Annotated in this window: 17 protein-coding genes; 7 read left to right on the forward strand and 10 right to left on the reverse strand. The window is 65.8% G+C overall.

What is annotated here, in order from left to right:
• Positions 1 to 5 precede the first annotated feature (5 nt).
• From BLS91_RS04865 to BLS91_RS04910, 8 genes are all read right to left on the reverse strand, one after another.
• Complete coding sequence (locus tag BLS91_RS04865) at positions 6 to 1,373, reverse strand: O-acetylhomoserine aminocarboxypropyltransferase/cysteine synthase family protein (protein ID WP_092339617.1); 1,368 nt, start codon at positions 1,371 to 1,373, stop codon at positions 6 to 8.
• A 56-nt stretch (positions 1,374 to 1,429) separates the two neighbouring features.
• A complete protein-coding gene (locus BLS91_RS04870) occupies positions 1,430 to 2,611 on the reverse strand; it encodes a MalY/PatB family protein (RefSeq protein ID WP_092339618.1) in 1,182 nt (393 codons plus the stop codon).
• 130 nt (positions 2,612 to 2,741) lie between these two features.
• Positions 2,742 to 2,999, reverse strand: coding sequence for a hypothetical protein (locus BLS91_RS04875; protein WP_241983193.1), 258 nt, complete (start codon positions 2,997 to 2,999; stop codon positions 2,742 to 2,744).
• Between the two features lie 299 nt (positions 3,000 to 3,298).
• Positions 3,299 to 3,562 (reverse strand): type II toxin-antitoxin system RelE family toxin, encoded by a 264-nt coding sequence (locus tag BLS91_RS04880; RefSeq protein ID WP_092339619.1) that lies wholly within the window; start codon positions 3,560 to 3,562, stop codon positions 3,299 to 3,301.
• Complete coding sequence (gene relB, locus BLS91_RS04885; RefSeq protein ID WP_158252870.1) at positions 3,559 to 3,846, reverse strand: type II toxin-antitoxin system RelB family antitoxin; 288 nt, start codon at positions 3,844 to 3,846, stop codon at positions 3,559 to 3,561. Before relB ends, BLS91_RS04880 begins: the two co-directional genes overlap by 4 nt.
• A 963-nt stretch (positions 3,847 to 4,809) precedes the next feature.
• The gene (locus BLS91_RS04900) at positions 4,810 to 5,070 is read right to left on the reverse strand and encodes a Txe/YoeB family addiction module toxin (RefSeq protein WP_092339621.1); all 261 of its coding nucleotides are present in this window, start codon (positions 5,068 to 5,070) and stop codon (positions 4,810 to 4,812) included.
• Positions 5,067 to 5,318: a type II toxin-antitoxin system Phd/YefM family antitoxin gene (locus BLS91_RS04905; protein ID WP_092339622.1), complete on the reverse strand. Its 252-nt coding sequence runs from the start codon at positions 5,316 to 5,318 to the stop codon at positions 5,067 to 5,069. The genes BLS91_RS04900 and BLS91_RS04905 overlap by 4 nt, the downstream gene beginning before the upstream one ends.
• A gap of 493 nt (positions 5,319 to 5,811) precedes the next feature.
• A complete protein-coding gene (locus BLS91_RS04910; protein WP_092339623.1) occupies positions 5,812 to 6,546 on the reverse strand; it encodes a phosphotransferase in 735 nt (244 codons plus the stop codon).
• A 210-nt stretch (positions 6,547 to 6,756) separates the two neighbouring features.
• Here BLS91_RS04910 and BLS91_RS04915 point away from each other — a divergent pair, with 210 nt between their 5' ends.
• Positions 6,757 to 7,380 carry a Pr6Pr family membrane protein gene (locus tag BLS91_RS04915; RefSeq protein ID WP_104090569.1) on the forward strand — a complete coding sequence of 208 codons (624 nt, stop codon included), beginning with the start codon at positions 6,757 to 6,759 and terminating at the stop codon, positions 7,378 to 7,380.
• 160 nt (positions 7,381 to 7,540) lie between these two features.
• On the opposite strand, the gene BLS91_RS04920 is transcribed toward BLS91_RS04915, so the two are convergent.
• Complete coding sequence (locus BLS91_RS04920; RefSeq protein WP_092339625.1) at positions 7,541 to 9,199, reverse strand: MFS transporter; 1,659 nt, start codon at positions 9,197 to 9,199, stop codon at positions 7,541 to 7,543.
• Positions 9,196 to 10,005, reverse strand: coding sequence for a tryptophan-rich sensory protein (locus BLS91_RS04925; protein ID WP_092339626.1), 810 nt, complete (start codon positions 10,003 to 10,005; stop codon positions 9,196 to 9,198). The genes BLS91_RS04920 and BLS91_RS04925 overlap by 4 nt, the downstream gene beginning before the upstream one ends.
• A 58-nt stretch (positions 10,006 to 10,063) precedes the next feature.
• Between BLS91_RS04925 and BLS91_RS04930 the strand changes: the two genes are divergently transcribed.
• The 6 genes from BLS91_RS04930 (at position 10,064) to BLS91_RS20930 (ending at position 21,497) form a co-directional block, all read left to right on the forward strand.
• On the forward strand, positions 10,064 to 10,537 hold the full coding sequence (locus BLS91_RS04930; protein ID WP_198412844.1) for a MarR family winged helix-turn-helix transcriptional regulator: 474 nt from the start codon (positions 10,064 to 10,066) through the stop codon (positions 10,535 to 10,537).
• Positions 10,538 to 11,360: 823 nt separating this feature from the next.
• On the forward strand, positions 11,361 to 13,604 hold the full coding sequence (locus tag BLS91_RS04940; RefSeq protein ID WP_167552417.1) for a HelD family protein: 2,244 nt from the start codon (positions 11,361 to 11,363) through the stop codon (positions 13,602 to 13,604).
• A 138-nt stretch (positions 13,605 to 13,742) separates the two neighbouring features.
• Positions 13,743 to 15,851: a S9 family peptidase gene (locus tag BLS91_RS04945; RefSeq protein WP_092339630.1), complete on the forward strand. Its 2,109-nt coding sequence runs from the start codon at positions 13,743 to 13,745 to the stop codon at positions 15,849 to 15,851.
• Between the two features lie 57 nt (positions 15,852 to 15,908).
• On the forward strand, positions 15,909 to 17,432 hold the full coding sequence (locus BLS91_RS04950) for a DUF3375 family protein (RefSeq protein WP_158253345.1): 1,524 nt from the start codon (positions 15,909 to 15,911) through the stop codon (positions 17,430 to 17,432).
• Complete coding sequence (locus BLS91_RS04955; RefSeq protein WP_092339632.1) at positions 17,425 to 18,132, forward strand: DUF4194 domain-containing protein; 708 nt, start codon at positions 17,425 to 17,427, stop codon at positions 18,130 to 18,132. The genes BLS91_RS04950 and BLS91_RS04955 overlap by 8 nt, the downstream gene beginning before the upstream one ends.
• Entirely contained in the window at positions 18,129 to 21,497 is a 3,369-nt protein-coding gene (locus BLS91_RS20930; RefSeq protein WP_092339633.1) for an ATP-binding protein, read from the forward strand. Before BLS91_RS04955 ends, BLS91_RS20930 begins: the two co-directional genes overlap by 4 nt.
• Positions 21,498 to 21,614: the final 117 nt, after the last annotated feature.

Consider the following 21,614-nt stretch of genomic DNA (forward strand, 5'->3'; position numbering starts at 1 on the left):
AGCGTTTAGAGGATGCCGGCGACTCGGTCGAGCCCGCCGCGGAGGTCGAGCAGAAGGTCATCGAGTGCTTCGATGCCCACCGACAGGCGCAACATTCCGGCGGTGATGCCGAGGCGGGCGTTGAGGTCGGGGGCGAACGAGGCGTGGGTGGTGGTGAGCGGGTGCAGCACCATCGAGCGGGTGTCGCCGATTCCGGTCATGCGGCTGAACACGCGCAGGCCGTTGGTGAAGGCTCGGGCACCCTCGATGCCGCCCTTGACGGTGACGGCGAAGACAGACCCGGTGCGGCCGTTGTAATACTTCTGCGCAATTTCGTGCAGTGGGCTGCTCGACAGGCCGGCGTAGTCGACGACCTCCACCTCGGGCTGTTCCTCTAGCCAGTGCGCGATGGCGATGGAGTTGTCGACGTGGCGTTCCATGCGCAGCGACAGGGTTTCGATGCCCTGGTGCAGCAAAAATCCGTTGAACGGCGAGAGCGACGGCCCGACATCGTTCACGACGGCCTCGCGCACATACTGGGCGAAGGCGGCCGGACCGAACCGGTCGAGCAGGGAGGGCAGGCCGGGGCGCAGAGAGTCGGTCAGCAGCGGGTAGCGACGCGAGCTCGCCGCCCAGTCGAAGGTGCCGCCGTCGACGATCGCGCCCGACACCCCGGCGCCGTGGCCGCTGAGGAACTTGGTGGTCGAGTGCACGACGATGTCGGCGCCGTGCTCGAACGGACGAATCAGGTACGGCGTGGCCACGGTGTTGTCGACGACGAGCGGAATGCCGTGGCGGCGGGCGACGGCGGCGATGCGAGCGATGTCGACGACGTCGTTGCGCGGGTTCGGGATGGTCTCGGTGAAGATGGCCTTGGTTTCCGGGCGAATCACGGCGTCCCAGGCGGCGTCGGAATCGGTGTCCCAGACGTAGTCGACCTCGATGCCCATGCGGCGAAAGCTGCGGCCGAGCAGAATGCGGGTGCCGCCGTAGATGCTCGCGGTCGAGACGATGTGCTCGCCCGCTTCAGCGAGGGCGAACAGGGCCGAACTGATCGCGGCCTGCCCGCTCGACACGGCGACACAGGCAGTGCCGCCCTCGAGCGACGCAAGGCGCTGCTCGGCGACCGCGTTGGTGGGGTTGCCCTGCCGAGAGTAGATAGGCTCCCGCGAACCCCCGTTGAACCGGGCGGCCCCGTCGTCGAAGCTGTCGAAGACGTACCCGGCGCTCAGGGTGAGCGGCGGAATGCGGGCACCACAGTTCGCGTCGGCGTATTCGCCGACGTGCACCTGGCGGGTGTCGAAGCTGAAGCCATCCCAGTCGGTGATCGGCTCCACGACCTCGGTGGCGTCGGAGTTCAGTAGCGAAGCGGATGCTGGTGCTGGCGTGGCCATGGAACTTCCTGTTGCGTCGGTGTGGAACTGGAGCGGGGCATCCGTTGTCGGCGCCATCAGGCGGCCGTGACCGTGGGGTCGGCGGCCACCCGCGCTACGAGTGCCGCGATGCGGGCGACGGCCTCGCGCAGGGTGTCGGGCGAGCAAGCCAGGTTGAGCCGCGCGAAGCCCTGGCCGCCGAGCCCGAAGGACTCACCGCTATTGAGAGCGACGCGGGCATCGTCGAGAATGCGCTGGTACGGGTTGTCGCCGAGACCGACATGGCGAAGATCCATCCAGGCAAGATAGCTGGCGCGCGGCCGGTGATAGATCACGGCGGGCAGGTGTTCGCGGAGCAGTTCAGACAGCAGCAGATCGTTGGCGACAATTTGATCGATGGCATTGTCGAGCCAGTCGGTACAACCGAACGCGGCGATGTTCGCGTGCAGGCCGAGGATGCTGGTGCGACAGGCGACCTCTTCGGGCAGGCGGCCGAGCAGCTCGTTGGTCGCGTCATCGGCCGCGACCACGATGGCGCACTTGAGCCCGGCGATGTTCCAGCCTTTGCTCGCGCTGGTCACGGTGACCGCGCGGGCGCCGGCGGCGAGGGCGACCGGCGCGAACGGAGTGAAGGTAGCGCCGGGGTAGGTGAGCGGCGCGTGGATCTCATCGGAGATCACGAAGACGTCGTAGCGGGCCGCGAGTTGGGCGAGTTCGTCGAGGGTGCCCGGGGCCCAGACGATCCCGTGTGGGTTGTGCGGGTTGCAGAGCAGGAAGGCATCGATGCCGAACGCGAAACTGCGCTCCAGGGCGGCGAAGTCGAACAGCCAGGTGTCACCGTGCTCGATCAGCGGGGTCTCGATGACGGTAGCCAGGGCCTCTTCGACGAGTTCGTAGAACGGCGGATAGACCGGCGGCGTGATCGCCACCCGCCCACCGGGTGGTACGGCCAGGCGCAGCGCTTCGACGATGCCGACGCTCACATCGGTAGCGAGGTGCACGTGGCTCGGGTCGACGACCCAGCCCCACCGGTCACGGGCGAACGTGGCGAAGGCCGGGGCGAGCGGGCCGGGGCCGTCCAGGTAGCCGGTATCCGACGCCTGCACCCGCTCGACCAGGGTCGCGATGATCTCCGGCGCCAGGGGGTAATCCATCTCGGCAACAAACAAGGGAAGTACGTCGGCGGGAAACCGAGTCCACTTGATGCTGCTGCGCTCGCGCCGGATATGCTCCAGCGGTGCGACCTTGATGACTGACATGACCACAGCTTGTGGCCGCGAGCGCGAATAAGCGAACAGGCACGTAAACATTCGACACATGAGCGGATGTCGCCGGCTTGCCGGTCGCAGCGGTCACGGGTGTTGTTTACATGAGTTCGCGCACCCGGCGTTAGCCGCGGGCCGGCGGGATCGTCTTGCGCATCACGGTCTTGCTCTTGCCGATGTGACGCTCGAACGTGAATCCCGCTTTCTCGAACATGGCCCTTGTGCCCTTGCGGTGGTAAATGCGCGGCAGTTCAACTGGGCTGCCAAACTCGCACCACGCGATCGCCGCGTCGCCGTCGAAGACGAGAGCGGCCTGGGCGAGGCCTCCGCCACGAGTCTCTGCTTGAACATCGGCCCGTCGTACTCGCTCTTGACGGTGCATTCCGTGTCGCCGTGGAAATACGAGCAGTAGCACCCGCCCCAGACCCCGTTGTGCTTCTACGCGAGCGCCAGTCACGCCGAAAAGGTCTCGGGAGTCAGCGGTTTGACCACGTGCGAAGTCATCACGTCCACCTCCGGGGTTGACTCGGGAATTCATCCGCAGCGCGCGAGCGCGGAACCGGGTATCAGCCCCGGTCACGGGCGTTATCACCCCCTGACGGACGCCTTCAGGCTCCCGAAATACTGCCATGGCGGGCGGCGCGACGCACCCGAGAGCGCCCGCAAGCCAGCGATCTTCGGTCATTCATAGATGCTGTTGCGGTGATCAATGTCGATCACCAAAACGATCAGGCGTGCGTCTTGGAGGTCGCATACAACGCGATAGTCTCCGACGCGATACCGCCACAGACCTGAGAGAATTCCGGTGAGGGCTTTGCCTTGATCCCGGGGATGATCGAGTGTCGCGATTGCTCGAAGTGCGGCGCTTATACGGTGAGCGGTCTGTGGATCAGCTTTCCGAAGCCACTTCGCCGCGTCGGGTGACAGGTCAACTTCCAAACTCACTCGATCTTATCCAGGATGCTGGCATCGACCGGGGCATCGCTGAGCCCCAGCTCGCGCTCGACGACGGCTAGCGGCACGGCCTGCACCCGACCCGAGCGAAGATCCGCAGCGCGGGCGATGATGCCGTGCTCCCATTCCAACTCCGCCAGGTCGCGCTCCAATACTTCGCGCACAACATCGCCCTGGCTTCGCCGGGTCGCTTTGGCGAGCGCTTCGACGCGCGCGCGCAGGTCGTCAGGAAGCCGTACTGACATGGGGCGTCCCAGTGGCGCTGAATCACTCATGTACTCATTGTAAACGATGTTTACATGCATGTGCGATATTCGCGTACTTCGCCTGTTTAATGCGGAATCGCTGCTGGGCGGCCCATCCGGAGCACCTTGCCGCTGTTGGCTCGCTTCGAACCCTAAACGGGCAGCGAAGTCTGTGCCGATGGACGGCTATAGGACGCGAAGTGCTGAACGTTCATCTCGTTCTCGGCGGCTGAGTGCATGGAGGACCTCCCTGTCTCCATGACGCTCACGCGCGGCCGCCACGAGCACGTCGACGGCGCGGGTAATAGCAGCTAGAGGCGCCTCCGCCGTCGAACCCGCACTCAAACTGAGGTCCTCACTGTGCACAGGCAACTCAACGAAGCGAGTCGCCAGATATTCGTCCAGCAGCAGTTTCTCACCGGGGCGGTGCGCAGCCAATACGCCGACGCTCATCCCCTCAAGAACGGATGGCAGATTCTACGCTTTCGTCGTCGGCTCTTCCGCGAGTAGTTCGACGGCAGCGCGAGCGGCCAACAGAAATGACGACCGAATTTCATTCACACGCATCACTACGTCAGCAAGAGGCACGAAGACTTCCAGTAATCACTGGATAGATCCTTAGCGCAGTGCAGATGAAGGACGACCGGATTCTTCCCATCGCGGGGCGCTCTGCGGGGATCAGTCGACGACTCTGAACCGCTCAAGCACCACGAGCGTGTTGTCATCCACGACGAAATTCGGGGTCCCTCAGAAAGGCTCGCAATTGTTCGCCCTCCCAGAATCGCTCGTGCGCGAGACGCCACTCAGCTCGCCCGCGCTGTGCTTGCTTTCGCTGCGGGGCTTGCCTCCCAGCTTCTTTACGACCCCATGGACGAAGAATCGGCACGAACGCTCGTGACGTCGACGATCGGCGCGCTAACTCTGACGCCTGGAGGACCTAAAGATTCCAAGCGTCCGTAGCAGGAACCCTATGCGGGCAGTGCGGATCTCGGGTCAGTAGTGTTCTCGGGCTTGCAGGATGACGATGTGGTCGTCCGTGACGTAGTAGACGAGGCGGTTCGTGTCGTCGATGCGGCGGGACCACGCGCCGGAGAGGATGTGCCTGAGGGGCTCGGGTTTGCCGATACCAGCGAACGGATCGCGCAGCGCGTTGGTGATCAGCTGGTTGATGCGTTTGAGAGTCTTGCGGTCCTGGGTCTGCCAGTAGACGTAATCCTCCCACCCATTGGGGTCGAAGGCGATCGTCCGCGTCACGCGTCCAGGAGGTCGTGCTGCTCGAACTCGCCGCGCCGGGCCCGCTCTATCGCCGCGAGCAACCGCTCGGCGTTCGCGGGGTTCCGCAGCAGGTAGGCCGTCTCGGTCATCGCGTCGTAGTCCTCCTTCGACAGGATGACCGCGTTTCCGTGCCGGGATACGACCTCGATAGCGGTGTGGTCGTCGTTGACCTGTTGGATGAGCCCGAACAGACTCTTGCGTGCTTCGCTCGCGGTGATCGCCGACATGATCGCCTCCTGTGAGTTGTACTTGATAGCGTACCACTAAAGGTGTGGTGGAGGGCGCGCTTTGCAAGGCGTGACCGGGAAAGCGCCTCGTGCACTGCGCACGCATAGTCTTCCTGCCGACTGCATCGTGAGCGCGGCCGGCCGCGTCGCAAGCGGGACCCCTACGGGACGGACAGTCGCACTACCTATTCTCAAGACCTTCGGCGGTGCAGCCCGGGCCGACAATCAGAAAATCTGCTTTGGTTGACCATCGGGCGTATGACCAAATCGGGCTAAGAGCAAGAGAAAGAGCAAGAGCAAGAGCAAGAGCAAGAGCAAGAGCACATGCGCGGTGCCTGATAACACCCCGTCCAAGAGTCCGGCGGGAAGCAGGATCAACCGTCCCTGATTTCCTGCCGCTTTCTTTCTGGTGAAAGGATTCGGATATGCCCAAGAAACACCCAACAGAGGTTCGCGAACGAGCGGTCCGTATGACTCTTGATCGTTTGAAGGATTACCCGTCAATGTGGGCCGCGTGCCGCGACCTAGCCCCAAGCTCAACATCGGCGCCGAGACGCTCCGAAAGTGGGTCATCCCAGGCACAGGCCAACGCCGGCGAACGTACCGGGCCCACGAGCGAGGAGCTCGAGGAAATCAAACGCCTCAAGCGCGAAAACCGTGACCTGCGCGAGACGAACGACATCCTCAAAGCAGCGGCGTCTTTCTTAGCGAGGGAGCTCGACCCTCGCAACCGTCCATAGTCGCTTTCATCGTCCAGATGAAGGCGAACGGCCATGGAGTCGAGTTGACGTGTGGCGTCCTGCGCGAGCAGGGCGTCACGGTCCTGGTCGAAGTCATAGCCGTAGGAGCGAATTAGGGCATCGAGCCGACCGGGGCGAGCATCCTCTCCCGGAACGTCACGGTCTGCGTACTCGCCGAGCGGTACGAGCCGATAAGCGAGGTACGCAAGATTCCAAATCCGAGGCCCAGGGGAAGCCATGTCGACATCGATAAGACCCGTGAGGTGCCCGTCTTGGAAGACCATATTGTAGGGAGCGACGTCGTTCAGGCACGCCGCCTCGATTGGCTCGTGCGCCGGAAGCTGCCACGTGGCGGCCAGGTGCGCGAGTGGCACGTCGGCGCCATGAATCCGTCGGAGCAAAGATCCAGCCTCGTGCAGGATCGTCGGCGACCACATCCAGCCTGGCAATGGGTAGTTGCCGACGGTTCCCGGGAGGTAGGACAGCATTTCCCTGCCCTAAGTGGGAGCAAACGCTGGCCGTTTTCCCGGTATCGGGGGTGTCAGATTCCATGGCGTGGAATCTTCCACATAAAAACAGGTTGGGCCCATAAAATTTGTGCGGGTGACGCATTACCCGAGACTGGCACCACTAATCAAAGGCGGACCGTGAAATATTTCGTAGCTGCAGTCCGACTATCTGTCGCGATACTGGGCACTGTGGCGATTCTGTCGACATTTTTCGACACGGCCACGCGGGCGACGATTAACCCGTTCAACTTCTTCGGGTTTTTCACCATGCAAAGCAACATTATTCTGGTTGTTGTGCTGCTGGTGGCCGCGGTCGTGTCCCTCTCCGGACGACGCCAGTCGCGGTCGTTGATGTTGGCGCGAGGATGTGCAACAACTTACATTGTCATCACTGGCGTCGTGTACAACGTGTTGTTGGCCGGACTTGAAGGTGGCGTGTCCCTCGCGTGGGCTAACTCCGTGTTACACATAGTCCTGCCCCTCTATGCCGCGCTTGATTGGGTGATCTTCAGCGACCGTAGTGCCCTGCCGCTGAACAAGATATGGGTCGCGCTTGTCTACCCAATCGTGTGGATCATCGTCGTCACTATCCGTGGGGCGACCGACGGATGGGTACCCTACCCATTCCTAGATCCGGCACAGGGCTACGGCGTCGTCGGGCTCTACGCTCTGGCCATTGCTGTCGCAACGGTCGTTTTCGCTTCGATTATCTGGCTCACCAGTCGATTGCATGTCGTGCGCAATTTAACACCTGGGGATGGGCCCGAAACCCGTTTCTCGGAATTTGGGCTGCACCCAGTCATTCAAAAATAAGAGCCCAGATAGACGGTAAAAACTAGGTTGCACTTCCTTCGCGGGTTTACGTGCCACTTCAGCGCGAGTCAATCCGAGACCACTCAGAGTCAGACAGCACGGCAATACGAGGCAGGTGCAAATTCTGCTTAAACCCTCACCAGGCCTTAGGAGGTACGCCTTAGATCGGCTCTCCCGACGTCTGGGCCGCGGTGACGCTCTCGCCGGCAGCTTCCTCTTCGCTCTGCTCATGGTGCGGCGCCGTTCCCGAGAGCCGCAGCGTCGCCAGGAAGCCGAGCACGAGGAACCCGGCAGCGGCGAAGGCCGAGTACCGGGTGCCGTCGCTGAAGGCCTCCCGCGCGGCATCCGCTACAGCCGGGCTCTGCGCCTCGAGAGCCGGGATCGCGGAGCCGGCACTGTTCACGACCGCGTCGACGATTTGCGTCTGGGTCTGGGTCGGCAGGCCCGGCACGGAGGACAACTTCGCGTCGAGCGATGCGCCGACCGCGGTGAACAGCACAGTGCCGAGCACCGCGATTCCGAGCGCGGACCCGATCTGCCGGGCGGTGCTGGAGGTGCCGGAGCCCTGGCCGCTCTGCGCCACAGGGACGTCCTTGAGCACCACGCCGGTCAGCTGCGCGGTGGCCAGGCCGACGCCGATCCCGTAGACGAACAGGAACGGCACGACCACCAGCCAGGTGGCTTCCGCGGTAATGACAATGCCGAGCCCGGTGACACCGATGATCTCCGCGACGATGCCCATGCGCACGATCGTCTCCGGCGAGGTCTTGTTTCCGAACGCGCCCGACAGCCCGCTGGCCACGAACGAGCCCAGCGCGAGGGCGAGCAGCACGAAACCGGTCTGCAGGGCGTCATAGCCGAGCACGTTCTGCAACCAGAGCGGCAGCGAGAGGATGATGCCGAATTCGCCGAGCGACACGATCATGGCGGCGATATTGCCGTTGCGGAACGAGGGGATCGCGAACAGGGAGAAGGCGAGCAGGGTGGTCTGCCCGGCCCGCTGCCGGTAGCGCCCCCAGGCGACGAAGGCGATCCCGGAAACGATGGTGAGCAGGAAGACGAACGGGATGATCGACCAGGAGTACGGCCAGGTCCAGTCGCCGAAAGTCGGGGCGTTGTTGGTGAGCCACCAGCCGTAGGTACGGCCCTCGATCAACCCGAAGACGAGCGAGGCGCTGGTGATGACCGAGAGGATGGCACCGACCACGTCGACGCGGCGGGGCTCCCCGGCATCCCGGGATTCGACCACGAAGACCAGCACGCCGATGATGATGACGATGCCGAGGGGCACGTTGATGCCGAACGCCCAGCGCCAGGAGAAGTAGGTGGTGAGCCAGCCGCCGAGCAGCGGGCCGACGGCCACCATGCCGCCGATGGTCGAGCCCCAGATCGCGAACGCGATGCCGCGGTCCCGGCCACGGAACGTGGCGTTGATGATCGACAGGGTGGTCGGCAGCACCATCGCGCCGCCGACACCCTGGATCAGCCGGGACAGGATCAGCAGGTCACCCGACTGGGAGAACGCGGCGAAGACGGATGCCGTGGCGAAGACGATCACGCCGAGCACCATGATGCGGCGGCGCCCGAAGCGGTCAGCGAGCGTGCCGAACACAAGCAGGAGCGCGGCGAAGACGAGCGTGTAGCTCTCCTGCACCCACTGCACCTGGGTCGACGTGATGCCCAGGTCTTCCACGATCGAGGGAATGGCAACGTTGATGATCGTGGAGTCGACGATGATCAGGGCGACCGCGATGCTGATGAAGACGAGGCCGGCCCAGCGACGGCGGGCCGAGGGTGCGGTGGGGGCGGTGCTGGTCATGCGGGTACCAATCCTCGCGTTGACGTGGAAGAGGAGCTTCGGATGCGAATGGTGACGGTGACCGTGAGAATGACGACCACCGCGACGAGGGCCGCGATCGCGGCCGGGGTGGAAAGAAGAGTGCCAGTGAGGCGGGCGACGGCGATCCAGGCGAGTCCCCAGCAGAGGGATGCGGAGGGGGCGAGCCGGCCACGTCCGGAGAGGGCGATCAGCACGCCGACCAGACCGGCCACCGCGATCACCGCGACTGCCCAGACGTCCGGGCTGATACCGAAGCCGCCGAAGCCGGCGGCGACGAGCACGGCCGTCACGTTCGCCGCGGTAGCGATGCTGACCCAGCCCAGGTACAGGCCGATCGTGCCGTCGGCGACGATCGTCTCGACCAGGTTCTTCGGCCGCGAGGCGAGGGTGAGCAGGAACGCCCGGATAAGCACGGCCAGAAGCAGCACGATCACGGGGACGCTGAGTGCGAGCAGGTCGAACTGGATGCTGAGGATCCAAGCCGCGTTCAGGACCAGCGACGCGGCGACCGGGTAGCCGAGGGTGCGCTGCCGGGCATCCGTTGTCTGCGCAGGCAGGAACTGCCAGATAGCGTAGGCGATCAGGCCGAGGTAGATCGGCGTCCAGATGCCGAATGCCGGGCCGTCGGGGGCGATCGGGGTCGCGTCGGCGGCCAGGGCCCCGCCCGACGCGTTCTGGATCGGGGTTCCGCCGGCGGCGCCCGAACCGATGAACGATCCCACGATGGCCAGGATCGCACTGACCAGCACCACGGTCTGGCGCAGACGATCGTTGCTCAGTTTCATCTCAGTCTCCTAGTAATCAGCTAGCTGATTAGTTGACGCTAGCACTAGATTAGGGGGCATGACCACACCTGATCCGAAACCCCCGGCGGACCAGAAGCCGAGACCGGCGCCAGTGCAGGAGTCCATGGCCTGCTGGCCGACCGGACGCCTGCTTTCGACCGCCGCGCGGCTGGTTGAACACGCCTGGGTGGAGGCGCTGGACCAGCTGGGACTTACCCACGCCGGCATGGTCGCACTGCACCTGCTCGGCTCGGGGCCGCTCAGCCAGACCGAACTCGCTCATGCCGCCCGCGTGCAGACGCAGACCATGTCCCGCACCCTCGAACGACTCGAGCGCGAGGGCTACGTGGTGCGAACCCGGGACGAGCACGACGCCCGGCGACGCTCCGTGGTCAGAACGGATGCCGGCACCGCCGTCTGGGAGCAGTCCCGCACGCTCGAGGCCGACCTCTTTCCCGAGCTCGAGAACGCGGACGCGATGCGTGACGCGCTGCTCACGATCATCTCTGCCTCCTCAGCCCGCCGCTGGTAACCCGGCCGTACGACACCTGGCAAGCGGGGCACCCCGCGGGCGTGTCTCCTAACGGCTTCAATCAGATCGTGATGGCCCGGAGGAGGACTCCGCCGCGGTGGATGACGGCGCGCTTGTCCTACCGGGTCGCGATGCCGCACATCGCTGCTCACTGCCTGGGCTGATCTTGCCCAATACCCATGCATTTGCCGGCCAGCCGCGCGACTGTCGCACTCGTCTGGTGCCTGGTGGTCGCGTACACGGTGGTTATGGTGGTCTACCAGCGCAAGATTGCCGAAGCGTCGGTTTTTCGCGTTCATTGCGAACCCCTTAGCCGCAATACCGTTCAGTTAAGCACCTGAATGGTGATTTCTGGCTCGTGAATGGGTTGTGGCCAGTGGGCGTGGTGGAAGCGTTTGGCGGGCCATTTCGAGACCTTGCGTTTGATGACGCGAGTGTTTGATCGTCGTCGGCGGGCGGGGTTCAGCCTCCGGACAAGGGCGCGAACCGCATGACGCCAGACCGCTGTGGCGTGGTCAGGTTGCGGAGGGGGAAAAAACGCCCTGTGCCACGGAGCGGCGGGCGATTCGGAGTACGGCAACGAACGACACCCGGTCGGGGTCGCGGTGAGCGTGGCGCCCGTGACAAGAAGATGACGGCTGCCTCGTGCACGCAAATGCGCGGGAGCCGAAAGCAACCCGCACGAGGTCCCGTCCCCCGAGCTGACTTTCCTTTTGCGCAAGTGTGAAGCGTGGCCGTCCCGGCCTTGCCGAGCGGCTCGATATACACAGCAAGGCCCACACTGACCGCGACTAAACTAAATACTTCGGTTTAAGGGGTGTTCGTGATCGACCAGGAGCTTGTTCGGGAACAGAACTATGTCCAGGGCCTGTATGCGCGGCTGGACGCGCTGGCGAAAGAGGCCGAAGGTCAGCTGAAAGCGGTGCGCCGCCTCGATGTCGGTGGCAACCACCAATCGCGCAGCGAACGCGACACCTTTGCCCGCCTCTACGAGGACCGCATCGTGCAACTGCGCGAGGTCGACGACCGGCTCGCCTTCGGCCGACTCGAAACCATGCCCGACGACTCCGGCGAGTCGGTCTACCGCTACATCGGCCGGGTCGGCCTGCGCGATGAAGACCACAAACCTTTGTTGCTGGACTGGCGGGTGCCGCAGGCGAGCGCGTTCTACCAAGCCACCGCCGCCACACCGCTCGGCACCCGGGCTCGCCGCCACCTGCTGTCCAAGGGGCGCAGCATCATCCGCATCGAAGATGAGATCCTCGATGCCGCCCTGCTCGCTGATCCTTCGGCGAGCGCGCACCAGGGCGAAGGCGCCCTGCTCGCCGCCCTCACCGCGCAGCGCACCGGGCACATGTCCGACATCGTCTCGACCATTCAGGCGGAGCAGGACCGCATCATCCGCTCTGAGCTGGCCGGTGTTCTGGTCGTGCAGGGTGGCCCGGGCACCGGCAAGACCGCCGTGGCACTGCACCGCGCCGCCTACCTGCTTTACACGCACCGGGATCGCCTGCGGGACAGCGGTGTGCTCATCATCGGCCCGACACCGTCGTTCCTGCAGTACATCGAGGCCGTGCTGCCCTCGCTCGGCGAGACCGGCGTCGTGCTCAACACCGTCGGCCAGCTTTTCCCCGGCATCGAAGCGACCAAAACGGATGCCCCCGCCGTCGCGGCCCTCAAAGGCCAGACCTTCATGGCCGACCTCATCGCGCGGGCTGTGCATTCCCGGCAACGCACCCCTGCCGCACCGCAGGTGCTGGTCGTGAACGGTGATCGCATCGTGCTGCAGCCCGAACTCGTGGCCCACGCGATCGCGCGTGCCCGCGGCACCAATAAGACTCACAACGAGGCCCGCGTGACGTTCGTGAAGACCGCCATTAACGCGCTCTCTCGGGTCTGGCTCGAGCAGCTGCAGAAGCAGGGCCGGTCGATGGACGACACCGACCTGCCGATGCTGCGCGATGACCTGCGCCTGGCCGACGATGTGCGGGTCGCACTGAACACCGCCTGGCTGCCGCTGACCCCGCAGAAACTGCTGCAGGATCTCTATGCGCGGCCGCAATGGCTGGAGGAACTCACCCCCCGCTGGCGTTTCGCCCAGCGCAAGCTGCTGGCACGCCCGCGCGACGCCGAGTTCACGATCGCCGACATTCCGCTGCTCGACGAAGCCGCCGAACTGCTCGGTGAGTACAACGCGGTGGACCAGGCCAAGAAGCGCGCGCTCAAGGAACAACGGGGGCGCGATGTGGAGAACGCCGAGACGGCCATCGAGAACATGCAGGTGAAGGGCTTGGTCAACGCAAAAGACCTCGCCGCCCGAGCCGGTGAACTCGATGAGCGCTCGACGACGAGTGAGCGCGCCGCCCGGGATCGCAGCTGGACCTACGGCCACGTCGTCATCGACGAGGCTCAGGAATTGTCGCCGATGCAGTGGCGCCTGGTGCTGCGGCGTGGTCCGCGCCGGTCGTTCACGATCGTGGGTGACATTGCGCAGGCGGCCAGCGCCGCGGCATCCGCTACCTGGAAAGAAGCGTTGCAGCCGGTGCTCGACGGCTCGCCCGAAGCGGACCGTTGGCGACTCGAAGAGCTCACCGTGAACTACCGCACCCCCAGCCAGATCGCCACGGCGGCCGAAACGGTGGCGCTCTCACACGGTCTGTCGATCACGCCGTCGCGCACGGTGCGGTCGAGTGAGTGGCCGGTCGAAACGGTAGCGGATGCCGCGGTGGCGGTCCGCAGCGACCGCGCGCTCGGCGCAGGTGGCACCCTCGCCGTGATCGTCGTCGACGCCGGGCTCGATGAGCTCGAAGCCACCCTGCGCGCCGAATTCGGCGATCTGCTCGGCGTCGGAGCACTCGGCCTGAGCCGGGAGATTGCGCTGCTCACGCCGCGAGACGCGAAGGGGCTGGAGTTCGACGCGGTGATCGTCGTCGACCCGGCGGCCATTCTCGCGGCCTCCGAGCGTGGCGCTGGCGCACTCTACGTAGCGATGACCCGGGCCACGCAGCGGCTGTACCTCGTGGGGGACGCGCCGCTGGGCGATACACAGACTTCCTCCGTGGCTTAATTAGGAAATCCGTGGGGCGTAGCGCTTCTTGCCCGCGGAGCAGTGCGGGACCGGGCCACCGGCCGCACGGATTTCCTGAATTAGCCACGGGTAACGCGGGAGCCGTGGGCCGCCTACCCAGTCGGCTACCGTGGAAGCATGACATTGGAGTCTCAGCCCACACCCTTTTCCAGCCTCGACGACTACATCGCGCTGCCCCGCGTGGAGGGTCTCGCGCTCTCGCCCGACGGGCAACGCGTCGTGCTCACCGTCGCCACCCTCACCCGCGATCAGACGAGCTATGAGCGCGCACTCTGGTCGGTGGCCGCCGACGGCAGTGGTGTTCCCACCCGTCTGACCCGGTCGGCGAAGGGCGAATCGCAGGCGGCGTTCACGGCCGCCGGTGATGTGCTGTTCGTCTCCGGCCGGCCCGACGCGGCCGTTGCAGAGAAGGACACCGAGGCCGCCCAGCTCTGGCTGCTGCCCGCCGCCGGCGGCGAGGCCCGCGCGATCACCCGGCTCACCGGGGGAGTGTCCGGCATCGCAGCGGTGGCGACTGCCGCGCGGTCCCTCGTGATCGCGGCCGACCTGCTACCGAGCGCCGCCGACCTCGAAGCTGAGGGCGCCGCCCGCAAGGAACGCACCGAGAAAAAGGTCGCGGCCATTCTGCACGAGAGCTATCCGGTGCGCTTCTGGGACCACGACCTCGGCCCCGCAGAACCCCACCTGCTCGCGGTCAGCCTCGCCGACCTGCACGACACGATCGCGGCCCCCACAATCAACAGCGAAGCGGATGCCCCTGCCCCGTACCCCGCCGACCTCCCACGTCCCCGAGACCTCACGCCCACCCCCGGCCGCACCATGGATACCGCCGGCCAGGCCCTGACCCCCGACGGATCCACGCTCATCGTGGCGCTGCGGGTGGCCGAGCAGCGCTCCGGCCGGTACGTTCTGGTGTCCATCGACGTCGCGACCGGCACCCAGACCACCCTGTTCGACGAGCCGAAGGTCGACTTCGAATCGCCAACCGTGAGCATCGACGGCCGTCAGGTCGCCTTCGTACGTTCCGCCGTCAGTACGCCGGACGGCCCGGCCGACCAGGAGATCTGGGTCGCCGACCTCGACGGCGGCCACCCGCGCCGCCTCGCCGCCGAGTGGGACCGTTGGCCGTCGAGCTTGGTCTTCGACTCGCCGGCAGAATCGCCGGCCGACTCGAGCCAGGCCCTCATCGTCACCGCCGACCACGACGGCCGCGGACCGATCTTTCGGGTGCCGCTCGATGGCGGCACGCCCGAACAGCTCACGACCGACGACTTCAGCTATACCAATGTCTCTGTCGACGCCCAGACCGGCGCCATAGTCGCGTTGCGTTCCTCGTGGATCACGCCGGCGCATCCGGTGCGGATCAGCCGGTCCGGTGTCATCACCACGCTCGCTACCCCGGCCGCGCTGCCTGTGGTTCCGGGCACGATCACGGAGGTGGAGACCGTGGCGGGGGACGGAGTGCGAGTGCGCGCGTGGCTGCTGCTGCCTGCGGGAGCCTCGATGCAGCATCCGGCACCGCTGTTGCTCTGGATTCACGGCGGCCCGCTGAACAGCTGGAACGCGTGGAGCTGGCGGTGGAGCCCGCTGCTCGCCGTGGCTCGCGGCTACGCGGTGCTGCTGCCCGACCCGGCGCTCTCGACCGGCTATGGCCTGGATTTCATCGCGCGTGGCTGGAACTCCTGGGGTGCCAAGCCGTACACCGACCTGCTCGCGATTACGGATGCCGCCGAAGCGCTCCCCGAGATCGATGAGTCTCTGACCGCGGCGATGGGCGGATCATTCGGCGGCTACATGGCCAACTGGGTGGCCGGCCACACCGAGCGGTTCCGCGCCATCGTGAGCCACGCGAGCCTGTGGTCGCTCGACCAGTTCAACGGTACGACTGATAACTCCGAGTACTGGCAGAGCATCTTCTCGGCACAGGGCATGATCGACAACTCGCCGCACCAGGCGGTGCGCGACATTGTCACGCCGATGCTCGTCATTCACGGCGACCACGACTACCGGGTGCCGATCGGCGAGAGCCTGCGGCTGTGGTCGGAACTGGCCGAGCACCACGCCACTGCCGACGGCAGTACCCAGCACAAGTTCCTCTTCTTTCCCGATGAGAACCACTGGGTGTTGAAGCCGCAGCACGCGGTGATCTGGTACGAGACCGTGTTCGCGTTTCTCGACCAGCACGTGCACGGCGCCAACTGGAAGCGGCCGCGCCTGCTCGGCTGAGCGTACGACCCGGCCGGGAGTTTCGGTTAAAGTGGAGAGCTGGAGAGGAACCGGCTATTGAGTGATATTGCGAGCGAATTGGCGCGGGTGCGCGAAGCCTTCGACAAACCCACCCTGCGCCTGCTCGACCGCAAGTGGGCGCCATTCGTGCTCGCCGTGTTCAAGAGCTCGTTCAGCCGGGACCGACGCAGCGTGCCGTGCGAACTGCTGCACACCCAGGTGGATGCCTACCTCGCCGACCTCCGCAGCATCGGCATCGGCGCCCCAGAGAAAACCGGCCGGGCCCTGTGCGTGCAGTGGATGAACGACCTCTGGCTGTACCGCGAAGTGCGCGACACTGCTGACGGCAACCAGGAGCACTACTCGCTCACCAGCCACGCCCTCGAAGCCCTGCTGCTCGTTGACGGTCTCGCCCGGGATCGGGCGCTGATCAGCGAATCCCGACTCAGCACTATCGTCGACACGGTGCGCCACCGGGCCACGGAGGCCAACCCCGATCGTGAAGAGCGGGTGCGCCGCCTCGACCAGCAGATCGACGAGCTGACCAGCGAGCGCGATCGCCTGGCCGGAGGCGGCGACATTGCAGCCGCCTCGAACGAGCAGATGCACGAGGGCTACGCCGACCTCATCGACCTCATTCAGCAGCTGCCGAGCGACTTCAAACGGGTCGAAGAATCCGTCGCGGCCATGCACCGGCAGATCGTCAGCGACTTTCGCGGCGAGGAACGCCCGATCAGCGAGGTCCTCGACGGCTACCTCGCCAAAACGGATGCCCTCATGTCGTCAACCGCGGAGGGTCGGGCCTTCGAGGGCGCCTTTACCCTGCTGCGCAACGACACTCTCATGCAGGGGCTGAAAGCCGACCTCGAAACGATTCTGCTGCATCCGTTCGCCCTCGAACTGAGTTCTGCCGAACGTCGTAGCTTCATGAGCACGGTGACGCTGCTGCGCAAGGGCATCGACGACGTGCTCACCCAGCGCAAGGGACTCACCACCACCCTGCGCGAGCACATCGTCAACCACGACGTCGTGAAAGACCGCGAGCTCGAACGAGTGCTGCGGGACATCAACCGTGAACTCGCGACCTGGATGCAGACCGCAGGTCCCCGCTCTACCGTCACCGCCGAGCTCATGCCCGGCAGCCTCGACGTCGAACATCTGCGGGAGCGGTTCTACGATCCGGTCGCCCATCGGGCCCCGCCGGCGCTGATCGACGTGTCCGCCGCGGCGCCCGCAGCCCCGAGCCTCGGTGACCTGCGCCAGCAGGGCGGTCCGCTGCTCGAAGAACTGCGTGACGCTCTCGTGGCGGCTTTCGGCGCGGGTTCCGGTGCGGGGGAGGCGGCATCCGTTGGTGGCTTGTTCAACGGATTCGACGTGAGTCTGCGCCGGCCGGTGGAGATTCTCGGCCTGCTGCAGCTCGCCGCCCAGCTCAGCCAGACAACCGATTCGACCGGCCTGGAAAGCTTCGAAACGGTGCGACCGGATGGCTCGGTGCGGCTCTTCGACGTGCCCCGCCGTATTCTGACCGACGACGACACGGCGGCCCTGGCCGCTCAGAATTTGGGATACCAGCATGAATGACGAATTGTCGGACGACCTGGCGCGCGACCTGGAAAACACCGGGATCGACAGCGACCCGCGGAGCCTGTCGCTGTTCGAGGGCGATGAGGGCGGACTCAGCGTGGAGCAGCGCCGCACCCTTGTGTTGCTGCTGAAGCACCGCTACATCTCGGCGGCCCTGCAGCCGGTCGAATGGCAGACGCTGCTCGCCTCGCAGAGCCTGCTCAAGTCGCGCCTCAACGACGTTTTCCTAGACCTGCACGTCGACCTGCACTACGAGGTCGCGTTCAAGCGGCAGGCGGTTGCCGAGGGCGGCGAACGGTTTCCCACGCTGCTGCACGACGTCGCGTACACCCGCGAAGAGACCATTCTGCTCGTGCTGCTGCGCCAGCGGTTTCGCAGCGAACGGGCAGGCGGCCAGGAGATCGTGCTCGTCGACCGGGAGAACCTGGTCGAGAACGTCGCGCACTTTCGCCCGGACTACGCCACCGACCTCTCCGGCGACGCCCGCAAGGCGTCGGCCGCGGTCGACAGCCTCGCCAAGGCGCGGGTGCTGCTGAAGACCAGCGACCCTGACCGGTTTCGCGTTTCGGCGGTGATCGAGGTGCTTTTGTCGGTGGAACGTCTCGGCGAACTGCTCGACTGGTTGCGCGAAGAGAACGGCGACGCCACCAACGACGACCCATCGCTCACCGCCTCGCACCAGGAGCTGCTCGTATGAACGATTCCCCGCTGTTCTACATTGACGGTGCCACCGAGGGCACCACCCAGTGGCGGGCCGAATCGATGCAACTGGTGAACTGGGGCGGTTTTCACGGCCATCACGAGATAGATTTCGCGGTGCAGTCCACGCTCGTCTCCGGTGCGTCGGGAACCGGAAAGAGCAGCCTGCTCGACGCCTATCTGGCACTGATGATGCCCTCGGACACCCCGTTCAACGGTGCCTCGAACGACGCCGGTTCCGGCCGCGCGCGCAGCGTTGACCAGCGCAACCTGATGACCTACCTGCGCGGCAAGACCGACGCCAACCGGGAAGTCACCACCGGGGAGCTCACCGACCAGGTGCTGCGCGGCGCACACGAGGCCACCTGGGGCGCCATCGCACTGACCCTGATCGACGACAACCAGCGCCGATTCACCGTGCTGCGGGCCTACTTCGTGCCGCGCGGCGCCCACAAATTCGCCGACGTCACCATGAAAATGGCCACCACAGACGGATCCCTCGACCTGCGCGACCTCGCCTCCTGCGCCGAAAGTCGGTTCGACAAGCGCGTGCTCAAGGCCCGCTTCGAGGGCTTCGACGTGTTCGACACCTATGCGGCGTTCGCCCAGACCCTGTACACCCGGCTCGGAATCGGCGCGAACGGCGAGGGTGGCAAAGCACTGCGCCTGCTCGCCCGCATCCAGGCCGGCCAGCAGGTGAAAACGGTCGACGGACTCTACAAGTCGATGGTGCTCGAAGAGCCGGCGACCTTTGCCGCCGCCGACAAAGCGGTCGACCACTTCGAAGACCTCGAACGCTCCTACGGCGCCATGGTCACCGAGGCCCAGAAAGCCCAGGTGCTCGAACGCCTGCCCGACCTGCACCAGGCCTACGAAACGGCCACCGCTAAGGCCGACCTGGTCGACACCTTTGGCGTGCACCGCGCCGGGGACACCCCGTTCGTGCTCTGGCAGCTGCTCACCGAGCAGACCCTGCTCGAGGCCGCCGCCGATACCAACCGGGCCGCCCGCCGTGACAACCAGTCCGCCCAGATTCAGGCCCGCGACGCGGAGACCGCGCTCAAGACCCGCTTAGCCGAGCTGCAACAGCAGCAGCGCGACAACGGCGGCGACGTGCTCGAACGCCTGCAGACCGAACTCGTGCACCTCGGCAACCAGCACGACGACGTGGCTCGTGAGCGCGCCGGCTTCGACGACCGGGTCAAGGTTTTGGCCGTGCCGATCGATTCCGCCGCCGGCTTCGCGGCCGCCCAGCAGGGCGCTGACCGGTTTGCCGCTGGTTTCGCCGACGCCGCGGCCGCCCTGGAGGCGACCCGCTCGGCACTACAACGCGAGTCGTACCCGGTGGAGGAGGGCATCCGCTCACTCAAGCAGGAGCGGGCGTTTTTGACCGGGCGCGAAAGCCTCGTGCCCCAGTCGCTAGACAAGGCTCGGCTGCTGATCGCCGAGGCTGCCGGCATTGGCGCCGAGGAGTTGCCGTTCGTGGCCGAACTCATCGACCTCGCCGCCGGTGAAGAAGCGTGGCGGCAGGCCGCCGAGGTGATCCTATCGTCGGTCGTGCGCGTGCTGCTCGTTGACGAGACGCGGCTGGCGCACCTGAGCGCGGCGATCGACCCGTTGCAGCTGCCGCTGCGCATCCACTTTGAGGGGGTGGCGCTGAAGCCGCACGAGGCCGTGGCCGGCGACGCCCGGTACATGTCGGGCAAGCTCGACGTGAAGGATTGCCCGTTCAGCAGCTGGGTTCAGACGCGCCTTCGCTCGTCGAACCTCGACGCTCTGTGCGTGGCCGACCCGTCCGAGCTGGGTGGCGGGGGTGCACGGGTGACCCCGAGCGGGCAGACCCGCAACGGTTCCCGCGGAGCCCATGGCGCGAACAGCGGCCAGAAATCGATCATCGGTTTTTCCAGCCGGGCTCGGCTGGACGACATTGCGGTGGAGCTGGCCGCGCAGGGGCTGGCGGCCGACGCTGTCGCGGGGCGGGCATCCGCTGTGTCGGGGCAACTGGGTGAGCTGCGGGAACAGCAGGCCGCTCACCAGCACATTCTCGACACGGACTGGTCGTCGATCGACGTCGCTGCGGCCACCGCGCGCATTGCCGATAAGAAGTCCGAATACGAGCGGATGCGCTCCGGCAGCGATATCCTGCGCGCCCTGAGCGACGAAGAGGGCCGGCTCACCCTCGAACTCGACGCTGCCCAGAAACTCAAGCACACCACCGACGGGGTCGGTTCGGTGCTGGGCGAGGAGCAGGGCAGCATCGTCGACGCGCAGGACACGGTGAACGACCGACTCGAGCAGATCGAACGGGGCGAGGCCCTGACCCTGTCAGAGGAGCACGCCGCACACCTGAACGAACAGTTCGCGCTGGTTACCGACCGGAACGACCTCGCCGGTTTCCCTGGCGGCCTGAAGCGCCTGCGCGAGCGGTTGATCGACCAGTCGGCGCAGGATCGTGACCGCGCAGCCCGTGACCGGGCCACCATGATCGGCATCTTCTCGACCTACCAGGCCCGCTGGCCCGACCCGAATATCGGTGTCGCGCTCGAATCGGTCACGAGCTACACCGACATCCTCGACGCCATCCGCACCCTCGGCCTCTCCGAGCGTCGTCAGGAATGGAAGCGGCGGCTGTCGGCGTGGAGCGGCCAGGACCTCGTGCCGCTCACCGGCGCCTTCAACACCGCGATCGAAGAAATCGAAGACCGGCTGCGGCCGATCAACGAGATTCTCGCGACCCTGCCGTTCGGTGCGACCCGCGACCGGTTGCAGATCGCGCTGCGGCGGCTGCACCGGGACGATGCGACGGCCTTTCGCAAGGAGCTCAAGGTGCTTTCCTCGGGTGCGACCGAGCAATTCACCGATGACGAGACCGAAGACCGATTCACCCGGCTGCAGCAGTTCATGAGCCTGATCCGCCCTGGTACCGCTGAGACGCCTTCGCAGCGGGACCTGCTGCTCGACGTTCGGCAGCACGTGGAGATCACCGCCGTGCGCGTCACACCGGAGGGAGCCCGGGTCAGTACCTACTCGTCGCTCGGCGGCAAGAGCGGCGGCGAGTCGCAGGAACTCGTGGCCTTCGTCGTCGGCGCCGCCCTGCGCTTTCAGCTCGGCGACGAGAGCCGTACCCGGCCGCGCTTCGCCCCGGTGTTCCTCGACGAGGGATTTGTCAAATCCGACGCCGAATTCGCAGGCCGGGCCGTGGCCGCGTGGAAGGGCCTCGGCTTTCAGCTCATCATCGGAGCCCCGCTCGACAAGGTCACCGCCCTGGAACCGCACATGCAGCTGGTGCTGTCGATCACCAAGAACACGGCCACCGGCTATTCCTACATCACGCCGCTGGCGTCGCCGCAAGCCGCGGCCTAGCTGGAATAGCGGGAATAGACGGTGGCGTGTTTCGCCCTCGGCCGGACCGCCGCATCCACTTAGCGCAGGCTGTCCTTCGTGGCGGTGGCAGAAGGCCGTCCCTAGCATCGACGTAGA

The organism is Cryobacterium flavum (assembly GCF_900103805.1).
GTDB lineage: Bacteria > Actinomycetota > Actinomycetes > Actinomycetales > Microbacteriaceae > Cryobacterium > Cryobacterium flavum.

What these genes read in the sequence shown, in the direction of transcription:
- BLS91_RS04865 (WP_092339617.1), bottom strand. Translation starts at nt 1,373, where the DNA reads ATGGCCACGCCAGCACCAGCATCCGCTTCGCTACTGAACTCCGACGCC.
- BLS91_RS04870 (WP_092339618.1), bottom strand. Translation starts at nt 2,611, where the DNA reads ATGTCAGTCATCAAGGTCGCACCGCTGGAGCATATCCGGCGCGAGCGC.
- BLS91_RS04875 (WP_241983193.1), bottom strand. Translation starts at nt 2,999, where the DNA reads ATGCACCGTCAAGAGCGAGTACGACGGGCCGATGTTCAAGCAGAGACT.
- relB (WP_158252870.1), bottom strand. Translation starts at nt 3,846, where the DNA reads ATGAGTGATTCAGCGCCACTGGGACGCCCCATGTCAGTACGGCTTCCT.
- BLS91_RS04905 (WP_092339622.1), bottom strand. Translation starts at nt 5,318, where the DNA reads ATGTCGGCGATCACCGCGAGCGAAGCACGCAAGAGTCTGTTCGGGCTC.
- BLS91_RS04910 (WP_092339623.1), bottom strand. Translation starts at nt 6,546, where the DNA reads ATGCTGTCCTACCTCCCGGGAACCGTCGGCAACTACCCATTGCCAGGC.
- BLS91_RS04920 (WP_092339625.1), bottom strand. Translation starts at nt 9,199, where the DNA reads ATGACCAGCACCGCCCCCACCGCACCCTCGGCCCGCCGTCGCTGGGCC.
- BLS91_RS04925 (WP_092339626.1), bottom strand. Translation starts at nt 10,005, where the DNA reads ATGAAACTGAGCAACGATCGTCTGCGCCAGACCGTGGTGCTGGTCAGT.
- BLS91_RS04930 (WP_198412844.1), top strand. Translation starts at nt 10,064, where the DNA reads ATGACCACACCTGATCCGAAACCCCCGGCGGACCAGAAGCCGAGACCG.
- BLS91_RS04945 (WP_092339630.1), top strand. Translation starts at nt 13,743, where the DNA reads ATGACATTGGAGTCTCAGCCCACACCCTTTTCCAGCCTCGACGACTAC.
- BLS91_RS04955 (WP_092339632.1), top strand. Translation starts at nt 17,425, where the DNA reads ATGAATGACGAATTGTCGGACGACCTGGCGCGCGACCTGGAAAACACC.
- BLS91_RS20930 (WP_092339633.1), top strand. Translation starts at nt 18,129, where the DNA reads ATGAACGATTCCCCGCTGTTCTACATTGACGGTGCCACCGAGGGCACC.